Origin of the sequence: Proteus sp. CD3 (assembly GCF_008808075.1) — a bacterium.
In the GTDB taxonomy this organism is placed as follows: Bacteria; Pseudomonadota; Gammaproteobacteria; order Enterobacterales; family Enterobacteriaceae; genus Proteus; species Proteus appendicitidis.
Map to the genome: position 1 here is coordinate 1,798,671 of NZ_CP019686.1, position 15,738 is coordinate 1,814,408.

At 35.8% G+C, this 15,738-nt stretch carries 16 protein-coding genes; 5 read left to right on the forward strand and 11 right to left on the reverse strand.

The genetic code is table 11. The features are described from left to right. Positions 1-73: 73 nt before the first annotated feature. From BTA34_RS08185 to BTA34_RS08195, 3 genes are read right to left on the reverse strand one after another with little or no spacing between them, the layout of a single operon-like run. Positions 74-406 (reverse strand): YdbL family protein, encoded by a 333-nt coding sequence (locus BTA34_RS08185; RefSeq protein ID WP_151435233.1) that lies wholly within the window; start codon positions 404-406, stop codon positions 74-76. A 10-nt stretch (positions 407-416) separates the two neighbouring features. Then, complete coding sequence (locus BTA34_RS08190) at positions 417-623, reverse strand: YnbE family lipoprotein (protein ID WP_100159376.1); 207 nt, start codon at positions 621-623, stop codon at positions 417-419. Continuing rightward, on the reverse strand, positions 620-3,256 hold the full coding sequence (locus BTA34_RS08195) for a YdbH family protein (protein WP_151435234.1): 2,637 nt from the start codon (positions 3,254-3,256) through the stop codon (positions 620-622). Before BTA34_RS08195 ends, BTA34_RS08190 begins: the two co-directional genes overlap by 4 nt. Before the next feature lie 150 nt (positions 3,257-3,406). Between BTA34_RS08195 and BTA34_RS08200 the strand changes: the two genes are divergently transcribed. Next, positions 3,407-4,405, forward strand: a complete 999-nt coding sequence (locus BTA34_RS08200; protein ID WP_151435235.1) for a 2-hydroxyacid dehydrogenase — start codon at positions 3,407-3,409, stop codon at positions 4,403-4,405. Between the two features lie 88 nt (positions 4,406-4,493). Here the strand turns inward: BTA34_RS08200 and BTA34_RS08205 are convergent, their stop codons facing one another. The 3 genes from BTA34_RS08205 to BTA34_RS08215 form a co-directional block, all read right to left on the reverse strand. Then, the gene (locus tag BTA34_RS08205) at positions 4,494-6,092 is read right to left on the reverse strand and encodes a methyl-accepting chemotaxis protein (protein ID WP_151435236.1); all 1,599 of its coding nucleotides are present in this window, start codon (positions 6,090-6,092) and stop codon (positions 4,494-4,496) included. Between the two features lie 520 nt (positions 6,093-6,612). Then, the gene (locus BTA34_RS08210) at positions 6,613-7,077 is read right to left on the reverse strand and encodes an NUDIX hydrolase (RefSeq protein ID WP_151435237.1); all 465 of its coding nucleotides are present in this window, start codon (positions 7,075-7,077) and stop codon (positions 6,613-6,615) included. A gap of 78 nt (positions 7,078-7,155) precedes the next feature. After that, positions 7,156-7,776: a TetR family transcriptional regulator gene (locus tag BTA34_RS08215; protein ID WP_151435238.1), complete on the reverse strand. Its 621-nt coding sequence runs from the start codon at positions 7,774-7,776 to the stop codon at positions 7,156-7,158. 90 nt (positions 7,777-7,866) lie between these two features. Between BTA34_RS08215 and BTA34_RS18475 the strand changes: the two genes are divergently transcribed. From BTA34_RS18475 to fetB, 4 genes are all read left to right on the forward strand, one after another. After that, positions 7,867-8,781, forward strand: a complete 915-nt coding sequence (locus tag BTA34_RS18475) for a helix-turn-helix domain-containing protein (RefSeq protein WP_151435239.1) — start codon at positions 7,867-7,869, stop codon at positions 8,779-8,781. Between the two features lie 182 nt (positions 8,782-8,963). Beyond that, entirely contained in the window at positions 8,964-9,884 is a 921-nt protein-coding gene (locus BTA34_RS08225) for an acyl-CoA thioester hydrolase/BAAT C-terminal domain-containing protein (RefSeq protein ID WP_151435240.1), read from the forward strand. 144 nt (positions 9,885-10,028) lie between these two features. Further along, complete coding sequence (gene fetA / locus BTA34_RS08230; RefSeq protein ID WP_151435241.1) at positions 10,029-10,679, forward strand: iron efflux ABC transporter ATP-binding subunit FetA; 651 nt, start codon at positions 10,029-10,031, stop codon at positions 10,677-10,679. A gap of 50 nt (positions 10,680-10,729) precedes the next feature. After that, positions 10,730-11,509 (forward strand): iron efflux ABC transporter permease subunit FetB, encoded by a 780-nt coding sequence (gene fetB / locus BTA34_RS08235; protein ID WP_151435242.1) that lies wholly within the window; start codon positions 10,730-10,732, stop codon positions 11,507-11,509. A 106-nt stretch (positions 11,510-11,615) separates the two neighbouring features. Here fetB and BTA34_RS08240 read toward each other — a convergent pair whose 3' ends face one another. The 5 genes from BTA34_RS08240 to BTA34_RS08260 all read right to left on the reverse strand — a co-directional run bounded on the left by BTA34_RS08240 (position 11,616) and on the right by BTA34_RS08260 (position 15,723). After that, positions 11,616-12,347, reverse strand: coding sequence for a DNA/RNA non-specific endonuclease (locus tag BTA34_RS08240; RefSeq protein WP_265576329.1), 732 nt, complete (start codon positions 12,345-12,347; stop codon positions 11,616-11,618). Between the two features lie 523 nt (positions 12,348-12,870). After that, positions 12,871-13,347 (reverse strand): DUF6392 family protein, encoded by a 477-nt coding sequence (locus BTA34_RS08245; protein ID WP_151435244.1) that lies wholly within the window; start codon positions 13,345-13,347, stop codon positions 12,871-12,873. Between the two features lie 58 nt (positions 13,348-13,405). Continuing rightward, a complete protein-coding gene (locus BTA34_RS08250; RefSeq protein WP_151435245.1) occupies positions 13,406-13,849 on the reverse strand; it encodes a YcgN family cysteine cluster protein in 444 nt (147 codons plus the stop codon). Positions 13,850-13,885: 36 nt separating this feature from the next. After that, positions 13,886-14,542 carry a fumarylacetoacetate hydrolase family protein gene (locus BTA34_RS08255; protein ID WP_100159367.1) on the reverse strand — a complete coding sequence of 219 codons (657 nt, stop codon included), beginning with the start codon at positions 14,540-14,542 and terminating at the stop codon, positions 13,886-13,888. 53 nt (positions 14,543-14,595) lie between these two features. Next, positions 14,596-15,723, reverse strand: coding sequence for a lytic murein transglycosylase (locus BTA34_RS08260; RefSeq protein ID WP_151435246.1), 1,128 nt, complete (start codon positions 15,721-15,723; stop codon positions 14,596-14,598). Between the last annotated feature and the right edge of the window lie 15 nt (positions 15,724-15,738).

Sequence of the window (15,738 nt, forward strand, 5' to 3'; positions counted from 1 at the left end):
CACGATAAATAATGATAATAAATCGTGCTTTTACAATAAATAAAATGGAATTAACTATCTACTTAAGATTGAGCTACTTCTTTACCCATTTCCCATTGATCCCTTTAACAAATTCACCTTCGTTAGCTCTCGCCACTAATTTTTCACCCGCTAGGCGAGCAACAGATTCTGGTGTCACTTGATTAGTCTTAGCAATTTCAGCGTATTTTGCTTTTCTTGCTTGATTTATTTCATCTGCAAGTTGCTGCGCTTGCTTGTTATTAGTTTGCACAAGCTCAATATAACCACTAAAGGTTTCTCCTACCAATCCTTGTGATCTTGCTTCATCAAGCGTTAATGCTATGGCATTTGCACTACCTAAAGTTATCATTAGCGCAAAACTTAAGAGATATTTTTTATAATTCATCATTTATCCTTTAAAAAATGGCGCTGTTATTTTTTAACAGATCTTCTACTTGGCGATCTATTTTTACATTAATTTCATGTTCAATTTTTACATTCATATTAATGTTAATGGGCTTATCCGGCGTGGCGACTTCTAACCGAATACATCCTGTTAATGCTGATATTCCCATCATCAAAGCTGTTAGTAAGAATAGTTTTCTTAAGAATAATGGTTTCACTCTGACTCACTCCCTAAATCTGATAAGCTCTTTTCTAACCACTCTTCCAATTGTGAACCAAATCGTAAACTTCGCCATAATTGGAAGACATTTTCTTCATGTCGATAATTTAAATTAACTTTTCGACGTTTATCTTCTAGAGGATTCGTTCCATTAATTTCTGCCTCTAGCACTAACTCACCTAAATTACTTAAATTAACGCGCGTCCAAGAACGACTGATCTCTAAATAGCGCAACCATGCCATAGCAACGCCTGCAGACATATTATTTTCATCAATAGAATCTACAAAATCCTTATCAAGTCTTAACGTTAAATAAGATGAATTAGCCAGCCAACCATCTTTAATAATCCATTGGTTATTATTAATAAAAAATGGAAATTCACCGCTCACTTTACCTGATGCCGCAAACTGCGTCACTTTTAACAAAGTAAAAAGATGACTTAATTGAATGTTATCAAGAGAAATAATCGCTGCATCATGTTGTGGAATGGTGAGTTTTGCCAATGAAATGGTTCCATCAAGCATGGCTACATTCACATTAGATAAAACTAACGGTTTATTTTCTGTTGCCGGATAAAAACCTTGAAGATCAGCCGTAATATCCGTCATATCAAAAAGATTGTTAACACGCTTTATCCGTAGCTGGACAGGCTGTTTAACGCCTAATTGCCACTCGTTGCCATTTAAACGCCAAGGCAAAATAAAATCTAAACCTTCTAAAACACCATCTTTAAGCCACATTCCACCTTGTTTAACAACAAGATGCCCTCCTGCTATTAATCCTTGTTCTGGTGCAACAGAAAAGTCAGCTTGTGTATAGAGTTCACCTTTATCAAGAGTGATCCCTAAATCTTCTGGCAAGAGCGATTGAAAAACATTAATAGGTTGTGAAGGCCAACGCATTTGCCCTCTTAATCTTGCGCCATCCCAACGCGTATTTATTGCAATAGGTCCTATATTGGGTTTAGCACTTAATTCGCCTTTTAGATTAAAATTAAAAGGTGATTCACCTCGAATAGTGGCAATAAAATCAGTCTTATCTAAAAAACCACCAGCAGGAAAATCAATACGTTGACTAGTTAATTTTATTTTTCCCCCAAATGTTGGTTTTTTCTCATCTCTTATCCATTGAAACGGGCTTTCTAAAGATAATCGAGGTGCAGTCATCGTAGTATGTTGATATTTTAAAACATCAAAACCTGTATTGAGTTTTTCAAAACTCACCACTTTATCAGCCCAATAGCCCGTTCCTGAGATATCCCAACGTGCTTTTAAAGGCAATAAATCTCCTTCCCCCCAATAGCGCCATTGCCAAGTCCCATTATCAGGTAAAAAATCAACTGCCTTACCTTGAAAATGAATACGGTAATCTCCCCAAATAGTATCTTGAGCAACGACTATCGCATTTAAACGACCATTAAAACCTTTTGATGAAAGTGTGGTTCCCGCTAAAGGTAAACGAGCATCTGTGATGGTTAGCGTTTCAGTGAGTGGTCCTTTAAAACGAAATAAAGAGCCAGATTGAAATTCAACAGTAGGATCTGTCAACATGCCTGTGACTTTAACAGGTAATTGCGCACTGGCTTGCATTAATTCTTTATTAACAATACCCGTGATTTGAATAGGAATTTGAGCATCTAACCAATTTACTGCAGTTTCAGGGATCGATATTACTAAATTTCCTTTCCCCGCTTTGCCTTCTGTCATCACGTTTAATCGTGCTGTTAATCTTAAGTCAGTCAATCCTTTTTGCCATTGGGTAATATTAATATTTACACCGCCTCGCAAAGGTTGATCTAATCCAAACCATTCCCAACGACCTTGCTCAATGGCAATAGTTTCAGATGTAACAGTCCACGGTAATAAAGCCAACGCGTGACCACCTCCTTGTTCTGCAACTGAAATAGTGCCAGATTGTCCTATCCATTCAAGAATAAACACTAAAGGATGAGCATAATGAGAGGTTAATAATGTTGCATTAACTGAACCCTTTTCGGGTAATGACGCTATATCTAGAGGAAGTGCTATTTCAGCAGCAAGTTCAATATTATTATCATCAGGTAAATTCACTTTAAACTGTTTAATATCAAGCCACTGATTATCTCTAATAAAAATACCAAGTTGAGCATTTTTTCCTTGATAAGAGATAAATCGTCCATTGTTTTGTGTTTTTAGCTGTAATGTACCTTGGTAGCGAGCATTTTCTTTTAAGAGTACATTGTCAATATTGACTGATAGATGAGGTATTGAAGCCAGTAGTGAATTTATCTCAAGAGGAACGGTTGCCGTTTCTTCTTGCTTACTGACAGGCATCATTGAAAAACATTTTTCATCAATGGCAAGTTGCTGGCTATTAAATTGCAGCTTATCAAGCTGTTCTTTTTGATAGGAGAAAACAAAGTTATCAAGAGACGCTAAAGTGCAACTCGCTGTTTTTAATTCGATGTTTTCAATTGAAACACCCATACGCTGTAACTTAGGCTGTGATAAAGAAAGTGTTACACCGTCAGGTAAGTAATAATGAGCAACAACAGGTAGCCAACGAGGAATAGATACCCATAAAGCAGTGCCTATTAGACCTGTGCCTAATAGTATCGTCCCTGTCCATTTGATTGTTTTTCTTAACAACACATCATATTCCTTTTAAACAAACCTGAATTATCCACTTACCTCGTCAAATTGTTTTATAATAATAGTATTAATTTCTTTCTTCTTGGGGTTGGATAATTCTTGTTTTTCCAGCCTCTGAATAAAAATTTAATCTAGAGCCGAGAAAACTGGATGAAAATCGTTTCCTATAGTACTAAACATTATGATCGTAAGCACATGGAATGGGTCAATCAACATAATGGATATCATTATGATATTGAATATTTCGATTTTAATTTAACAAAACAAACCGCAAAAAATGCCGTTGGCGCTGATGCTGTCTGTATTTTCGTCAATGACGATGCAAACCGTGCAGTTTTGCAAGAGCTTGCTAGCCTTAATATACGCATTCTCGCATTACGCTGCGCGGGCTTTAATAATGTTGATTTAGAAGCTGCTGCTGAATTAGGCATAACGGTTGTCCGTGTTCCTGCTTACTCGCCAGAGGCTATTGCCGAGCATACTGTTGGTATGATGCTGTCACTTAATCGTCGTATACACAGAGCTTATCAACGTACTCGTGATGCTAACTTCTCATTAGAAGGCTTAACTGGCTTTAATATGCATAATCGCACTGCCGGTATTATTGGTACAGGTAAAATAGGATTAGCGACATTACGCATATTAAAAGGCTTTGGCATGAAGTTACTTGCTTATGATCCTTATCCAAATCAAGCCGTACTTGATTTAGGTGCCGAATATGTTGATTTGGCGACAATTTATGCAAATTCTGATGTAATTTCATTACATTGCCCATTAACAGCAAATAATCATTATCTATTAAATGAAGCTGCTTTTTCACAAATGAAAGATGGTGTGATGATTATTAACACCAGCCGTGGTGCATTAATTGACTCTGCAGCTGCAATTAATGCGTTGAAGCAAGGTAAAATTGGTGCGCTGGGAATGGACGTTTATGAAAATGAACGCGATCTTTTCTTTGAAGATAAATCAAATGACGTTATTCAAGATGATATTTTCCGTCGTCTTTCTTCTTGTCATAACGTGTTGTTTACTGGGCATCAAGCATTCTTAACAGAAGAAGCCTTAATCAGTATTAGTGAAACAACCCTGCACAACATTCAAGAGATTGCTTCAGGCAATGAGTGCGTTAATCAGATCAAAGCTTAATTCTAAGCATTAAGAGCAAATATCATAAAAAGCCCCCTTCGCCTAGATTAGCCAAGGGGGCTTCTTTTATTTATCGTTGATACAACACTTATTTTTCTTGAGTATCAATAGCTGCTGTTGATTTCGTTGAATCGAAACGTGAGAGGGTTTCGTTCTCTTCATCTACTTTAAATTGTGAAACCAATTTAGCTAATTGATGAGCTTCATCATCCATATTTGCTGTAATAGCTGCTGATTCTTCAACCAATGCTGCATTTTGCTGAGTCACGGTGTCCATTTCACTGACAGCTAATGCGATTTGGTTAATCCCCATGCTTTGTTCATTAGAAGCAAGGGCAATCTGTTGCATGAAATCATTTACCTGATTAATAGTTGTAACGATCTCTGACATCGAACGTCCAGCTTGAGCAACCTGTTGCGAACCTACATGCACTTTATTAACAGAGTGCGTAATCAAGTCATTGATCTCTTTTGCGGCTTCAGCACTACGACTCGCTAAATTACGCACTTCAGACGCAACAACGGTAAATCCTCTACCTTGCTCACCCGCTCTTGCCGCTTCAACAGCCGCATTCAATGACAAAATATTCGTTTGATTGGCAATGCTGTTAATAATGTCATTGATATCTGCAATTTTTTTCGCACTTTCAGAGATTGAAGACATGGTTTCGACCACGCTATCCATCACATTTTCGCCATTTTGAGCAGATGCCGTTGCTGTTAGAGCTAATTTGCTGGCCTCGCGCGAGTTATCCGCATTTTTCTCAACCGTTGTTTTAATTTGCTCCATGCTCGCAACAGTTTCTTGTAATGCGCTCGCTTGCTCCTCAGTACGGGAAGATAAATCGGTATTTCCTGTCGCGATTTCACTTGCACTAACACTGATAGTATTAACGGCATTTTTTACGGAAGAGATCATATGGCTTAATGAATTTTTCATCTTATTCATTTCATTGAATAACTGACCAAATTCATTAGTACCGTGATTCTCTACACGCATACTTAAATCGCCTTGGCTCATCTTAGTAAAGATATTGATTAAGATTTTAATATTGCCAATAAACGTATGAGAGAACCAACGTAATATGAAGATAAATAAGAGAATAACGATAGTGCCAGTAGAAATCGACACTAACATCAAGCGTTCTTGGGATGTTTTTGCAATATCGATATAGCTATTCTCAATGCCATTAGCAACAGCATAATATTGCATAGTAATATCATTTAGCTCATCCATTTTAACACTGGCAGAGTGTGTTGTTAGCTCACCTTTACGCAGTCTATCTAGTGCGCCAGTGAAGATATCCAGCAGTTCATCAAACCGCTTTGTCATATCATCGGCCAATTCTCGCCCTTCTTGGGTGAGTTTTTCCGTATCTGACCAACGATGGATCTCTTCACGCGTTATTTCAATATATTCCGCAGTTTGGTGAAAGTATTTTGCTGAGGGTTTTTCATTAACGCGTAATTGTCCATCTAACCCATTAATATTTGCCCTGATCACCGCCATTTGATATCGCGCTTTACCCATAAGTAGCATTTGCTGACTTAGGCTATTTGATGAAACGAAATTATTGTAGGATCGAGTGGAAGCATCATAACTAAAATAAATAATGCTCATAATCAACGCAAATAAAATGGCCAGCATGACCTTAACGGTCTTTTCTATACTGATATTTTTAAACATGGTCATATTCCATCAAAATATACAGAGTTTGTTATCTGTACATTTGTAAGATATCAGAATGCACTCTTTCTCTGATAAAGAGCATATTCCCTGGTGTCAATAAAATAAGGCTAAGATTTATTCATTAGAATATAAAGGCACGTAGGATCTACCTTTGTTTATAATGTCGGTAATAATGAGGGAAAACTTTAGAGTGTAGTGAAAACCATTTTTCATTTATGAAATAAACGATTGTTTTAGCCACCAAGATACAAATTAACTATATAATATCCCGCAATGAAGGTGATTTTACTCAGAAAAAGATAATTTATTAATTATTTTTTAGTTTTTGTGATTTTATTTATACATTTTCATCTTAAGTTTTAATAGGTATGTTTACCTATTAACATTAATTTATTTAATTTTGAGATTAATTTATAGTGAGTTTTAAAAGTGTTTTATTTCCAATAAAAATAAAGCAGTTTCCAAAAACTGCTTTTATTGTTTATTTATTATGAGTAATTTAGCTTTATTAAGAAATTTAAATAATTTTTTCTATTAATAGTCTTTCGGTTAGTTCAATAAGTCTTATCACATTTAATGGTGTTTCTATTTTTTTAACTTCTTCCAAAGAAAACCATTGGAAAGATTTATTTGTTAATTGGCTATTTTTTAACGGTTTACAAAGATAAATCATATCGATGTGATAATGAAATCCTTGTTTTTTATCGTGGATGGGTTCTTTTAAAATGGCGAGAGGTTTTACAAGCTCAATAACATCATTGTTATTTAGGTTAAGACTAAATTCAGGTTGATAGCAAAGGCACTCACACAGTAAACCTGTTTCTTCTTCTATTTCTCTTAATACGGCATTTTGTGGCTCTTCATTTTCTTCTATATGACCACCTGGTGGTAACCAACAACCTATTTTAGAATGTAAATGGAGAAGGAATTTGCCCTGCTCATTGAATACAATGCCCGTTGCGGTGAAATGACTTTTAGGCATTTCTATTACCATAATATTCTGATCCTTTACTCTATTTATTTTTATCCAATGTACATTACATCTATCATGATTTTTGTGCTATTTATGGTCTTTTGCACTTATTGAAGATTGTTTTATTCCCATTAAAAAATCAGAAAATATCTTTTTAAAATCCTTACAAGCATTTTCAGGTAATGTCGCTTCATTTTTTAAATTAATCGCAATATGCGTGACAAATCCATAAACTAAATTCACAACAATATCAGGAGAATAAGTGCAAATTTCTTGTTTATCATAAAGAGTATCTACACATTTTCTAATTCTAGGGATAAGAATTTGTGAATCAATTTCATCCCATTCCTTCCAACCCAGAACAGAAATTATTTCTTGTAAGGGAATAAGCTTATCTTTATGTTGATAAATATGATCAACACAGAGACTAAAAATAGCTTCTAACTCTTGCCACTGATCATCATAAGTAGGAATTTGAACCAGTTTCTCGACAACTTTATCAACCTGAAAAAGATAGCACTCTTTTAATAGCGCTTTCTTATTACTAAAGTGGTGATAAAAAGCCCCTTTGGTAACTCTTGCATGACGTGATATTTCATCAACGGAAACATCACAATAGTTCTGATTTATAAATAGTTCTTGTGCCGCTTCACGTAACGCAGCGCGTGTTTGCTCTGAATTCTCTTGTTGCCGTGATTTTATTTTCATGATAAAACCCTTAAAACATACCATAAGTATGTAATAATATATGGGTATCAGTTTTGTGTAAACTGAACAAAATATTTTCAGGAAATTATCATGTCATCTCAGTACAATGGGCTTATCCCCTCCAATACCTTATCCTCATTTAATATAGAAATTATCAAAGAACTCCTTCTCTGGATTGAGGTGAATCTGGAAAAACCGTTGTTACTTGATGATGTGGCAATTAAATCCGGTTATACAAAGTGGCACTTACAACGTGTATTTAAGCAAGCAACAGGGTTAACACTGGCTTCGTATATTCGAGGAAGGCGCTTAACAAAAGCGGCAACAGAATTACGTTTAACTAAATTACCCATTCTGACTGTAGCACTGCGTTATCAGTTTGACTCTCAGCAATCATTTACTCGTCGTTTTAAAGCCACATTTGGTGTAACACCTACGGAATATCGTAAACTTGATAATCTTTGTGGTGATAACTTTCAGCCCCCTATCAATTTTGATGTTGTTGATTTACCTATTCCTAAAATTATGGAATTACCTGAAAGTTATGTTTATGGGATGCAATATCAGTATTTTTGCTCTATCGAAGATATCGGCAAATTACATGAAGATATTCGTCACCAATTTTGGAATGATTTTTTACTGTATACGGATAAAAACTTTACAGAAAGTACAGTGCTTATCTCATACCAACCCAATACATTACGTAAAAATAAAATCCAGATTGATTATGAAATTGGACTAAATAGCTTAGATCATTTTACAAAAACCAGTGGTTTTAGAAAAAGAATGATTGAGGCAGGACGTTATGTCAGATTCCAATTTAAAGGAACGCTGGAAGAATATAAGCAGTTTGCAATGAAAATTTATTTTTATACGCTACCTGCATTAGGTTTATGCCGCCGCTCAGGGGCTGATATTGAAAGATATGTCAGTATAGAAACGGATGTTGATTTAATGGAATTACCAAAAACTTTAGAAATTGATTATTTCGTTCCCATTCATTAATGATCCTAAAATAGCCTGAGTTTTCAGGCTATTTTATTCAGTGTAGATTAATTTTATCGCAATTATCTGTACGATAAATTTTTCATCGCTTGTTTCTGTACAATAACTCACTAAATTAGCTGTTTACTTATTATTAAAATAAAATTTCTTATTACCTCCCGACAAAAATAAATCAGGTGATCATGCGCATTTCACGTCTATTTTTACTCTTTATTATTTTGCTTCCTTCTTTTGCAAGTTATGCAGAAATATCGACACATCTACTCCCACGAAAAGATGGTAGTGAAATTAGCTATTACTTGGATAAACGAGCTGAAGAAAATCAAACTCTATTAGTGTTAATGCAAGGCTCTGACTGTAACAGCATTAAAAATAATATGTTTATCCAAGAAACTTTTGGTCAGTGGTTACCAAATAGTGATGTTTTAATGGTGGAAAAATATGGCATTACTGCCCTCTTACCTTATTCACAATATGAAGGTGAACGTGTTGATTGCCCTGAAAGCTATAAACGTCATGATAATCCCAAGCAACGAACTGAAGACTATGAGGCGGTGTTAGATAAATTATCCTCACAGTATCCGAATATTATTTTAATTGGTGGCAGTGAAGGTGCCACGATGGTGCATTTAGTGGTCACTAAGCGTAATGATATTAAAGCTGCTATTGCGCTAAATGGCGGGGGGCGTTTTTTTCTTGATGATGTTCTTTATAATATCCGTCATACCACACCGAAAGAACATGTTGAAGATGCTCTAAATGGCTTTCAGCAATTTGCTGACGCAATAAAAAACAATCAAATAGATGATGAACAATTTATAAGCGAACACAGTAAAATATGGTGGCAACAATTTTTTACTATCGATTTACTTAAAGTCATTAAAAGTAATTACCACACCCCTGTATTAATTATTCAGACACTTAATGACACCAATGTAAATGTCGATGCATTTTATCAGCTAAGCCAAGATATCAATCAGCCTAATGTGAAATTCATTAAATACAATAAGTTAGATCATGGATTTTATAATGAACAAGGCGAGCGTTTAACGAATGAAATAATCCATGATATACAGCATTGGTACTCTCAATATGCGAAATAATTTTATCTTTTTTATTGGGTCGCATTCTTATTATCCTATACTTAAATAGTAATAAATTTGCTTACTAACTGATTTAAAGCAGGATCTTTATATCGTTAATTCTGTATAATAATTATTATTCACTCTTTTAAGTTTGGGATAAGAATGGAAAGCACGACTGCACTTTTACGTCTTGATAAAATAAGTTATCGAGTCGATAACAAAACCATCCTTGATGATATCAATTTTGAACTTCAACCTTCTGAATTTAAACTTATCACAGGGTCTTCAGGTTGTGGTAAAAGTACCTTACTCAAAATTATTGCTTCTCTATTGTCACCGACTAAGGGTTCAATTTTCTTTGAAAATAAAGATTATTTGACGCTGTCGCCCGAAGAATATCGTCAACAAGTTTCTTATTGCACTCAAACACCAATGTTATTTGGTGAAACTGTTTACGATAACCTTAAATTTCCTTATTTCTTACGAAAACTCTCAGTGGATGATAAGAAACTGATACATGATTTGGATTATTTTTGTTTACCAGAATCCATTATGAAAAAAGGAATTAATGAACTTTCTGGCGGTGAAAAACAGCGTATTTCACTGATAAGAAATCTGCAGTTTATGCCAAAAATCTTATTACTTGATGAGATAACAAGTGCATTAGATGAAGATAATAAAACAAAAGTGAATGATGTTATTCATCACTATGTTAAAGATCAAAACATTGCCGTGTTGTGGGTTACTCACGATCAAAATGAAATAAAACATGCTGATGATGTGATCTTATTACCTTCTCACAATAATGCCTGATCTTTTATTTCTTTATCAGTCACCCTTTTGTTATGAGCGAACATAATACTATGAACGAACATACGATAAGCAATGAATCTCTGATTTTCTCGCTTTTATTAGTTCTCGTGGCTATTTTTATTAGTCGCAAAGAAAAACTAGCTTTAGAAAAAGATATTATTTGGAGTACAGCAAGAGCCATTGTTCAACTATTAATTGTTGGCTATGTCTTGACCTATATTTTCCATGTTGACCATTTTATTCTCACCTTCTTAATGGTGTTATTTATCTGCTATAACGCAGCTCATAATGCCAAAAAGCGGAGTAAATACGTTAAAGATATTTTTCTGATCTCTTTTACTGCTATTACAACTGGGGCATTATTAACTTTAACTATTTTATTACTCACCAATTCCATTGCTTTTACGCCAATTCAAATTATTCCTATTACGGGGATGATTGCCGGTAATGCAATGATAGCAACCGGGCTTTGTTATAATAATTTGGGTCAGCGTTTTCAAAATCAACAACAGCAATTGCAAGAGATGCTAAGCCTTGGTGCAACACCTAAATTGGCCTCAATGAGTATAATTCGAGATAGCATTAAATCTTCATTGATCCCAACTGTTGATGCAGCAAAAACAGTGGGTATTGTGAGTTTACCAGGCATGATGTCAGGGCTTATTTTTGCCGGTGTTGATCCACTACAAGCCGTTAAATATCAAATTATGGTGACTTTTATGTTGATGGCAACCGCCAGCATCTCAACCATTATTGCTTGCTATTTAACCTATAAGAAGTTTTTTAATCAGCGCCACCAGCTTATTAATTTTGAAAACCCCCAGCTATAGCGATTTAACTATATTGATAAAGGTTGATAAAGGTTGATAAAAGTTGATAAAGGTCACTCAATTGAGTGACCTTTTTTATTACTGACTAAGAAATCGGTTTAAAATCTTATTTTAATACCGTACATCCCATCTTTTTAACTAACTCACCAGATTGCAATTTCACATCTTGAGCACTTTCAGGTAGCTGACTCCAGAGTGTTAAACCTGTACGAGCTTCCACTTCTGCCGCTGTTACTTGGAATTCACAGAAATTTGCTTTTTTCGGTGTTTGTTGATCCATAATAAACGCTGCATAAGAGGCGTTTTCTGGTGAATCATTTAGAAAAATCACTTTAAAATAAGCACTTGGAATTGTGTGTTCTTTATCTGTATTTGGCAATTTACCCATATCTCTTTCATAGATAGGACCTGTAACTGTAAAGACTTTATGCCCCTCATTTGCCAAATTACGTTCTTGATCTTCTAATCGCACCCACGCACCTTGGTTTAAATCTGCTTTTTGTGGGGTGATATTAGAAAGATAGTTAAGCGCATTCCAACCAGGTAATGCAGCTAATGAAGCTAAAGGTGCTTGATGACCACGGTCAACTTTTAATGTGGCATTGGCATTTTTGTAATCCGTTGGCGATAAGGTTTCATCATTGCCTAAAGCCGGATCTTTTTTCCAGTTACGCGCTTTACCACTGCCAATGCTGTCTTTAGTCACTAAATAAGCCACCCAGTCTGCAAACTTGGTTTCGCTATTATTATTTAATGTATAAACATCGCGTTGAATAGTGGTTTCACTACCGCCTAATGGACAACCAATACCACAGTTTTCATCATTCATTGCACGCATTGAAGTATCACGCGCAACAGCAGATGGTTGAGTAACAAGATCTGGTTCTACTGTCACCTCTGAATTGGCATAGCTAGTTGAAACCATAAGCAGTGATAAAACAATTGGGATAATACGTTTCATATAAAATTCCTTTTTATAAAATGAAGAAACAAAAAAACTCGCCGAAGCGAGTTTTAATGTTTTAGATAAGAGAAAATCCATTCCTCTCTTTTTTAATGAATTCTGGTAATAAACGATAAAAAACGCATCAATTTAATATTGATGTGCTTTTTAATAACTGAATATGACTCAGAATTTTGCTACAAAATATGGCGGGAGTTTTCACAGCGCTAGAATGCAAAAAACCCCGCATAAGCGAGGCATTTATTCATCTAGTTGGTGAAATTCAAATCTCCCACCATGGAAATAATCATGTCCTACATTTCCCATTTCGTCAATAATTTTTCTTAAAAATATTTTTTGATGAAAACTTTTTCTCTTGTTGGCATTAAATAAGGGATTTTTTATTCTTGATATAATATCAACCTGTATAGTTAACATCCCATCGTTTTTCTAAATTTTCGCGTAATTCAAAGGTAAGCGAAATCACCACATTCTCACCAACATAAGGATATCTGGCGATAAAAATAACCTGATTATTATTGGGTAATTCAAAGACTTCTGCTTCACCTAAATGAAGTGACATCACAATTTTCTTTTTAGCAAAGCGGATCGGTTTTCCATAATGAGCATGTAGCCACTCTTGCGTCATTAATGGCTGTAATCCGAAAGGAAGTGCATGGGGAAAATGAAATTGATTTGTTTTTTTATCAAATAGCGTCAGTGTAATTTCACTTAAACCAACACCATACGGCTCAAAATATAAGTGAAGAGATTCTTTTTTCATCGCCAAACTACCATTTTTGGGTTTGGACTTATAAGGAATTAAATTTTTATCGTAAACATCTTGATATTTCTTTCCTAATTGAGCAATCAGCCCAGCAATATCTATTGTCATGACTTAGATCCCTTAACAAAAAGCGCCTATAAAGGCGCTTTTTAATGAAAATAAGAAATTAACCACGTCCTTTGGGACGATTAAGAATATGATCTTCCCAATCTTCAACTTCCGTTTCTGGCACCGCAATATATCTTACAGAAATATTGCCTTGGTGCATTTTTGATTTATTACCCGCAATAAGTGGATGCCAATTTTGTAACGTTTTGCCTTCTGCTAACAGGCGATATGCACACGTCATTGGTAGCCACTCAAATGTCGGTAAATTATACCGTGTAAGCTTGATACAATCTGGCTCATAACGGAAACGATCTTCGTAATTACTGCATTGGCAAGTTTTAATATTTAGCTGATTACAAGCGACATTGGTAAAATATATCTCATCAGTATCATCATCCATTAACTTGTGTAAACAACACTGCCCACACCCGTCACAGAGCGATTCCCACTCATCATCACTCATTTCATCTAATGTTTTAGTCTGCCAAAAAGCCTGTGTCATCTCTACGTTATTACCTTATTGCTCATCTAATACGAATTAAATAACCCGCGTTGTCAGCTGATGCTCATTAACACTTAATACCAACATATCACCTGATTCTAGAGGACCAACACCTTCAGGTGTCCCCGTTAAAATCACATCACCAGGACGTAGGGTAAAAAAGCGAGACATATAGCTGATAAGGGGTAAAACAGGAGTTAGCATATCACGACTGTTACCCTGCTGACGAATCTCGTCATTAACACGTAACATTAAATCCGCATTTTGCGGGTCGCCAAATGAATTGACCGGGATAAAACCTGATAATGGCGCAGAGCCATCGAACGCTTTACTTTTTTCCCATGGTTGCCCTGCTTTTTTCAATTTACCTTGTAAATCACGTAATGTGAGATCAAGACCAAGACCGAAACCCGCAATTGCACGATCAACTCTATCTTCATTAGCTTGCTTAAGTGGCTGACCAATAAGTACTGCTAATTCAATTTCGTGATGAACCGCTCCCATATCTTTAGGGATAGCAATAGGTTGGCGAATATCACACATAGCTGTTTCTGGTTTGATAAAAATCACAGGCTCTTCGGAGCGAACGGACCCCATCTCTTTAATGTGATTAGCATAGTTACTCCCAACACAAATCACTTTATTGACAGGAAAATCAAGTAACGCACCTTCCCAATCACGATGTTGATACATAATGTGTTCCTTTTAGGTAAATTGCTGTGTTTTATTTCACTGTAAAAATGCAATTAGCTCGCGTTAGGCAGTGAATTTATTTTATTAGCAACGCCATCAGCCATTGTGACAATGCTGAGAGCAAAAAAGTAAGAGCTGTTCCAATGCATAATCGTACGGAAGTTCTGTGTTACTAAATAGCTTCTGTGCAAATCATCATCAGGAATAATTAACCATACCGGCATATCATCGTTCAATTGGCTATTGACTGGTAATTGAACACCCAATGCTTTCCATTGAGCGACCGTTTTTTTCTGTTCGGTCTTAATGCCTTCAAGCTGTTGGTTAAAATCTACCGATAAAGTAACCTGTTCTCCCCAAGGAAGTCCACTTCTCCAACCTTCAGTCGCTAAATAGTTAGCTGCCGAAGCAAATGCGTCTTCTTGAGTATTCCAAATATCGATTTTCCCATCGCCATTGCCATCTGCGGCATAAGTTAGGAAGGAAGATGGCATAAACTGAGTTTGTCCCATAGCGCCCGCCCAAGAGCCTTTGAGGCGTTGTCCTTGAGGGATGTGCCCTTCTTCAATAATCTCTAATGCTGCCATTAATTGACGCGCAAAGAGTTCTTCTCGACGCCCTTCAAACGCAAGCGTTGCAAGTGCAGAGACAACATCTTCTTTGCCTTGCACCTTACCAAAGCCACTCTCAAGTCCCCATAACGCAACAATATAGTTTGCAGGTACACCATATTTATTGCTGATTTGTTCTAGGGTATCTTGATTCTCTTGGTAAAGCTTAGCACCTTGGTTTAAACGGCCATTGGTAACAATGCGTGGTAAATAAACATCGAGTGTTATTTTCTTTTCCGGTTGATTACGGTCTGATTTAATAACTCGTTCAATAAAATGTGCTTCTGAAAAAGCAAAATCTATTGTTTCTTGTTTATATCCCAATTGAGCTGCTTTTAACTTTAACGCGTCAACATAAGCAGGAAATTGTGCAGAAGTACGAGTTTCTTTAGGAAACGCTTGTTCTAACGATGCAACATTCACTTGCTTCCATCGAGGTGTTTTTTGTGTTTCAACTGCCGTTGCCTCTGGTGCAGTAATTTGCCTTTCAGCCAACTTTTGTTGTCCATTTGTACACGCAGATAACATTAAACCGGAAACAATCACAGCGATGAATGAATATTTGAACATTTATGCTCCTTTTAT